Raw genomic sequence first — 6557 nt, forward strand, 5'->3', positions numbered from 1 at the left:
CGCAGCACGGCGGCGAATCCGGCAACCTCCGCCTCACCGACCGCGCCCAACGAGGACAGACCGCATGCGGAGAGATGATCACAATAGCGGCGCAGGTCGCGACGGTAGGCGAGCACCGAGTTGTGCGCGAGTCCGCGTTCGCCCTCCAGATGGTGGAGATAGCGCTCGATGACGCCGGCGGGCGTGCCACGCAGCTGGGACCCGGCTCGATGATCCGCAGGCCGGGACAGGTCGTCCGGCCCGGGCCGAGGCGCCGACGGACGATGATCCGAGGACCCGCCGACGCCGGATGCCGAGGCCGCGGGGGGCACAGCCGGAATACCCGGTCGCCGTCGGTGACTCCCATCATCGAACTGATAGTAGGACCTGCCCCCCGTTCTCCGTTGGCGCCTATCCACATACCGCGTTTCCGCGGCTATCCTGGCGACTTGTGCGGGCGGACAACGGGTCGTCACGGTACGCCGCACGGCTAGGGGTCGCTATCGCCATGCTCGTCATCCTCACGGGCGCGGGCTGCGGCGGCGACCAGCACGAGCCATCCGGGGCCGCGGTCCCGACCCGCCCCGGTTCCCAGAACCCGGGCACGGCCGTCTCCGGCGGCCCTTCCTTCCCCGGTTCGGGCCCCGGTTCGGTCGACGACACGCCCGCGGCCGCTACTCGCACGGTCGAGGGCTACTTTCACGAGATCAACGAGGCCGCGCGGGCCGGTCGGGTCGCGGTTATCGCGCCGAGGGCGCTCGGTGGCTGCCAGCCCTGCGCCCTCGACGTCGGGGTGACCCGCTCACTCCAGCAGCGGGGGCTGCGCGCGGACGGGCCGGCCTATCAGCTGAGCGACGTGCTCGCCCGGCCGCGGGTCGGGCTCGTCACCGAGGTGGACTTCACCGTGCGAACCCGGGCGGTGGGGCTGCTGGACCCAGCGGGCCGGCGGGTCTCCGACGCCCCGGGCGTGCCGACCCGGGTCGGCACGGCCGAACTGTCGCTCACCGACCACGGCTGGCGTATCCAGACCCTGCGCTACGCCCCGGCCCGGGCATGACCACCGGCCCGGGGACGACCGCCCCGCGCACGACCACCGCCGCCCGCACGACCACCGCCGGCCGGCGCCGCGCGTTCCCGCGCCCGGCGCTGATCGCGGTCGGCGCGCTGCTGCTGGTGAGCCTGACCAGCCTCGCCGCCGGCGCGGCGCCCGCCGCCGCGGCGCCCGGGCGCACCGTCCCGGTGCCCTGCGCCGGCGCGCTGTGGGGTACCTGTGACACCCGGGCCACGGACAACGGCTACCAGTACCGCTACCACGACGGAGTGCTGGAGCGCGTCGGGATCCCGACCGGATCGGGGGCCCGGCGGAGCGCGGCCTGCGGCCAGGATTGTCCGGACGACCCGGCGGCCGTCTGTGACCTGCTGACCGCGGTCGGGCCGGATCCGGCGATGGACGCGCAGGCGCGGGCCCAGTACGACCAGGCGGTAGCGGGCTGCTTCAACTACCTGCTGCCCGCCGGCGCGGTGCCGATCGCCCAGGTGCAGGCCGCGCTCGCCAACTACCTGCGCGAGAAACTCCTGCCGAAGCCGTCGATCGTCATCGCGCCGTCCGGCCGCAGCTTCGCGAACCTGGCCACGATCCTCTACACCCCCGTGCCCGACTCGTTCACGTTCAACGTCGACCAGCCGGTCGTGGCGACCATCAGCGCCGTTCCCCGCTATCACTGGGAGTTCGGTGACGGCGAGACCGGCCCGGATGCTCCCGGCCGGCCCTACGACCCGGCGATCTCACCGCGCGATCATCCCGAGGCCTATGTGGCGCACGGCTACGCCCGGCCGGGCTGGTACCAGGTGACCCTCGCGGTGACCTGGGACGGCACGTTCACCGTCCCCGGGGTCGCGCAGGCATTCCCGATCGACGCGGTGACCCTCGCCGCCGCGCGGGGCATCGTCGTCGACGAGGCCGCCGGCGTGCTGGTCCACAACGATTGACGCCACCGCGGGACCGACACCACCGCGGAGAAACGGGGCCGCGGCGCGGCGGCTCAGCCGCGGTGGGCGGGACGAGCGGGCCAGGGTGCGTCGGGTGGGCGCAGACCGGCGTAGTTCTCGCCGCGCGCCCGGGCCGTGGCCAGCAGCCCGATGACCGCCATCGCGTTGGTGATCTCACCGCGCAGGACCCGTTCGACAGCGTCGGTGAAGTCGATACGCGCGAGACCCATCTCGGCCTCCTCGTGCACCGGCACGTACCGCTCGGCAGCCGGGATCTCGTGCAGCCCGCGGGCCAGGAAAAGGCGGTAGGCCTCGTCGGTCATCCCCGGCGAGGCCCACACGTCAACCAGCAGATCGTAGCGGTCGGCGCGCAGCCCGGCCTCCTCGGCCAGCTCCCGCGCGGCGGCCGAGGACGCCGGCTCGCCCGGCACGTCGAGAATGCCGGCGGGCAGCTCCCACAGCGGACCACCGACGGGATGACGGTACTGATGGACCATCACCACCCGATCGGCCTCGTCGAGGGCGACCACCCCCACGGCGCCGGGATGCACCACCACATCACGCTGCGAGATGTCGCCATCCGGCATCCGCACCTGATCGCGGCGGACAGAGATGACCCTCCCCTGGTAGGCCAGGGTGCTCTCGGTGACCTCGTACCGGTGCGGGGTCGCCGTCACGGGGACACCAGCGCGGCGGTGCCGTTGGAGCTGACGCTCGGACGGGACGCGCTCGCGCCCCGGCGGATACTCCCGCCGGATCGACCGGCCGTGACGCCGCGGGTCTGCGCGGCGCCGTTCTCCGGAGTGGGAGCGTCCTCGCCCGGCAGGTCCACCGGCAGCACCCCGCGGCGGCGGTCCGCATGCGCGACCGCCGCGGCGACGAGACCCCGGAACAGCGGATGGGCCCGGGTCGGCCGGGACCGGAACTCCGGATGTGCCTGGGTGCCGACGTAGTACGGGTGCACGTCGGCGGGCAGCTCGACCACCTCGACCAGGCGGCCGTCCGGCGACGCCCCGGAGAAGACCAGCCCGGCGGCGGCCAGCCGGTGCCGATAGTCGTTGTTCACCTCGTACCGGTGCCGGTGGCGCTCGGCGACCTCGGCGGCGCCGTACTCACGCCGGGCGAGCGTGCCGGGCGCCAGCACGCACGAGTACAGGCCCAGTCGCATTGTGCCGCCCATGTCCCGGGTGCCGGCCACCACCTCGTGCTGGTCAGCCATCGTGGAGATCACCGGGTGGGGGGTCTCGGGGACGAACTCGGTGGAGTTCGCCGCCTCCAGGCCGGCGAGACTGCGGGCCGCCTCGATGACCATGCACTGCAGGCCGAGGCAGATACCGAGGGTCGGAATGCCGTTCTCGCGGGCGTGCCGCAGCGCGGTGAGCTTGCCCTCGATGCCCCGCACCCCGAAACCACCGGGAACGATGATCCCGTCGACCCCGTCAAGCAGGGTGGCCGTCACGTCCGGGGAAGAGCACTCGTCCGAGGTGACCCACCGCAGGTCCACCCGAGTGTCGGTGGCGAAGGCGCCGGCGCGCAGGGCCTCGGTCACCGAGAGGTAGGCGTCGGGGAGGTCCACGTACTTGCCGACGATCGCGATCGTCGCCGTGTTGGCCGGGTGGTGCACCCGCCGCAGCAACGTGTCCCATTCCGTCCAGTCGACGTCGCGGAAGGACAGCCCGAGCCGACGCACCACGTAGGCGTCGAGACCCTCGCGGTGCAGCACCCGGGGAATGTCGTAGATGGAGCTCGCGTCCGGCGCCCCGACGACGGCCTCGTCGTCGACGTCGCACATCATCGCGATCTTCTTCTTGAGTGAATCGGGCAGCGGCCGGTCGGACCGGCAGACCACGGCGTCGGGCTGCAGGCCGATGCTGCGCAACGCCGCGACCGAATGCTGGGTCGGCTTGGTCTTCAGCTCTCCGGAGGGGGCGAGGTAGGGGACCAGGCTCACGTGCACCGTCAGGGCGTTGTCCCGACCGACCTCGTGGCGTACCTGACGGATCGCCTCCAGGTAGGGCAGCGATTCGATGTCCCCGACGGTCCCGCCGACCTCGGTGATCACCACGTCGACGGAGTCACCGGCCAGCCGCCGGATCCGGTTCTTGATCTCGTCGGTGATGTGCGGGACGACCTGGACGGTCTGGCCCAGATAGCCGCCGCGGCGTTCCCTGGCGATAACGGCCGAGTAGACCTGGCCCGTCGTCACGTTGGCGCTGCCGTCGAGGTCGACGTCGAGGAACCGCTCGTAGTGGCCGATGTCGAGGTCGGTCTCGGCCCCGTCGTCGGTCACGAACACCTCACCGTGCTGGAACGGGTTCATCGTCCCCGGGTCCACGTTGAGGTAGGGGTCGAGCTTCTGCATCGTGACGCGGAGTCCACGAGCCTTGAGGAGTCGACCGAGGCTCGACGCGGTCAGTCCCTTGCCGAGACTGGACGCGACCCCGCCGGTGACGAAGATGTGTTTGGTGATATGCGCCTGACCCACCCGAAGCTCCCGTGGTTACGCCGCCGGTCCGGCCCCGGCGCCTCCACGGGACTTCACGGTAACAGCTCCCCCACACGACGCCTCCAGCGCAATGCGGGGACTCTGCCATAAGGGTGAGTCAGGGCCCTCGGTTATCACCTTCGGTGACTCCCTGGACCACCGCAGGATGCCCGGCCTCCCCGACCGCGGTGGCACTACGGCAGCGCCTTGTCGGCCGCCGCGGCGGCGAGCAGCTCCTCGGCGTGCCCACGGGCCAGCGGGCTCTCCTCCTGGCCGGCAAGCATCCGGGAGAGTTCCCGCACCCGGCCGGCGTCGTCGAGCGTGACGACCCCACTGCGGGTGACCGATCCGTCGTCGGCCTTGTGGACCACCAGATGACGGTCCGCAAAGGCGGCGACCTGCGGCAGATGGGTGATACAGATCACTTGATGAGTGCGGGCGAGACGGGCGAGGCGCCGGCCGATCTCCACCGCGGCCCGACCGCCGACCCCGGCGTCCACCTCGTCGAAGACCATGGTCGAACCGGTGTCGGCGGCGGCGAGGACGACCTCGATCGCGAGCATAACCCGGGACAGCTCACCGCCCGACGCGCCTTTCTGGACCGGCCGCGGCGGCGCCCCGGGATGCGGGATCAGCCGCAGCTCCACGTCGTCGACGCCGAACGGTCCAAACGCGACGACCCGCAGGCCGACCGGCAGACCGGCCGGATCGTCGCGCTGCGACACGGCGGCCTCCACCCGGGCCCGGGGCATCGCGAGCCCGGCGAGCTCGGCGGCGACCGCCGCACCGAACCGGGCCGCCGCCTTGGTCCGGGCGTCGCTGACCTCCTCGGCGAGCCGGGCCAGCTCGGCGGTCAGGCTGTCCCGCCGGACGGTGAGCGCCTCGACGCTGTCCCCGGCGCCGTCGAGTTCCAGCAGCCGGCGCCCAGCCTGGTCCGCCCAGGCCAGCACGCCGTCGATGCCGGTACCGTGCGCCCGGGTCAGGCTGGTGAGGGCGGCCTTACGCGCCTGGGCGTCGGCGAGGCGCACCGGGTCGGCATCGATGCCCTCCGCGTAGGAGGCGAGGTCCGCGGCGACGTCGGTGAGTAGCATCCCCACCTCCGTGAGCCGCACGCCGAGAGCGGCGAGCTCGGCGTCGAGGGCGGACTCGCCGGCGATGATCCGCTGGGCCGCGGCCACCAGATCGACCGCACCGGGCTCGTCCGACCCGGTGGCCGGATCGCTCATCAGCGCGGCGTGCGCGGTCCGCGCCGCCCGCACCAGGGTCTCCACATGCTCCAACCTGGTCAGCTCGGCGTCGAGGATGACGTCCTCACCAGGGCCGGGGGCGACCCGTTCCACCTCGTCCAGGCCGAGGCGCAGCAGCTCCGCCTCCTGCTCGCGTTCACGCACCCGGTCGGTGATCTCGGCGAGCCGCCGACTGACCCGGGTCAGCTCCCGGTACACACCGCCGTAGCGGGCCAACGGCCCGGCGACGGCGGAACCGGCGAACCGGTCCAACGCGTCACGCTGGGTGGACGGCTTGAGCAGGCGCTGTGCCTCGGACTGGCCGTGCACGGCGATCAGCTCCTCGGCGATCTCGGCGAGGACACTCGCCGGGACCGAGCGGCCCGCGACCTGCGCCCGGGACCGGCCCTCCGCGGTCAGGGTCCGACCGACGACGAGGACAGCGCCGCCCGGATCCTCGTCGAGGTCGCCGCCGACTTCGCGGACCCGGGCCGCGACAGCCGACTCGGCACCGATGACGAGCCGACCCTCGACGAAGGCGCGATCGACCCCCGGCCGGACCAGACCGTAATCCGCCCGCCCGCCGGTGAGCAGCCCCAGCCCCTGGACAATCATGGTCTTGCCGGCTCCGGTCTCGCCGCTTACCACGGTGAGGCCGGGAGCAAGGTCGAGGGCGGCGTCGTCGATGACCCCGAGGCCGCGGATGCGAATCTCCTCGAGCACGCCCCGAACTCTAGCGTCACCAGAACGGAGGCCGATATCGCAGAGGCGGAAGATCCGCCACCGCTGCCGCCGCGTCGCGGCGAAGCCCCCCGACGATCATCCCAGGAAGCTCGCCGAAGGCGAGCTAACGGAAACCCCGAACGGCGCCCTAGGGC

Annotated in this window: 6 protein-coding genes; 2 read left to right on the forward strand and 4 right to left on the reverse strand. The window is 72.6% G+C overall.

The window, feature by feature from the left end; genetic code table 11:
- Window positions 1-311 (reverse strand): site-specific integrase (locus ACY45C_RS15360; RefSeq protein WP_462188282.1); only part of this gene is annotated, 311 nt, incomplete at its 3' end.
- Window positions 312-487: 176 nt separating this feature from the next.
- Here ACY45C_RS15360 and ACY45C_RS15365 point away from each other — a divergent pair.
- Together ACY45C_RS15365 and ACY45C_RS15370 are read left to right on the forward strand one after the other, a co-directional pair.
- Window positions 488-1036, forward strand: coding sequence for a hypothetical protein (locus tag ACY45C_RS15365; RefSeq protein WP_462188283.1), 549 nt, complete (start codon window positions 488-490; stop codon window positions 1034-1036).
- Window positions 1033-1968, forward strand: coding sequence for a PKD domain-containing protein (locus ACY45C_RS15370; RefSeq protein WP_462188284.1), 936 nt, complete (start codon window positions 1033-1035; stop codon window positions 1966-1968). Before ACY45C_RS15365 ends, ACY45C_RS15370 begins: the two co-directional genes overlap by 4 nt.
- Before the next feature lie 53 nt (window positions 1969-2021).
- On the opposite strand, the gene ACY45C_RS15375 is transcribed toward ACY45C_RS15370, so the two are convergent.
- From ACY45C_RS15375 to recN, 3 genes are all read right to left on the reverse strand, one after another.
- A complete protein-coding gene (locus ACY45C_RS15375; protein ID WP_462188285.1) occupies window positions 2022-2645 on the reverse strand; it encodes an NUDIX domain-containing protein in 624 nt (207 codons plus the stop codon).
- Window positions 2642-4453 (reverse strand): CTP synthase, encoded by a 1812-nt coding sequence (locus tag ACY45C_RS15380; protein WP_462188286.1) that lies wholly within the window; start codon window positions 4451-4453, stop codon window positions 2642-2644. The genes ACY45C_RS15375 and ACY45C_RS15380 overlap by 4 nt, the downstream gene beginning before the upstream one ends.
- 194 nt (window positions 4454-4647) lie before the next feature.
- Window positions 4648-6402, reverse strand: a complete 1755-nt coding sequence (recN, locus tag ACY45C_RS15385) for a DNA repair protein RecN (protein WP_462188287.1) — start codon at window positions 6400-6402, stop codon at window positions 4648-4650.
- Between the last annotated feature and the right edge of the window lie 155 nt (window positions 6403-6557).

The sequence above is a fragment of the Frankia sp. CcWB2 genome (genome assembly GCF_977927585.1).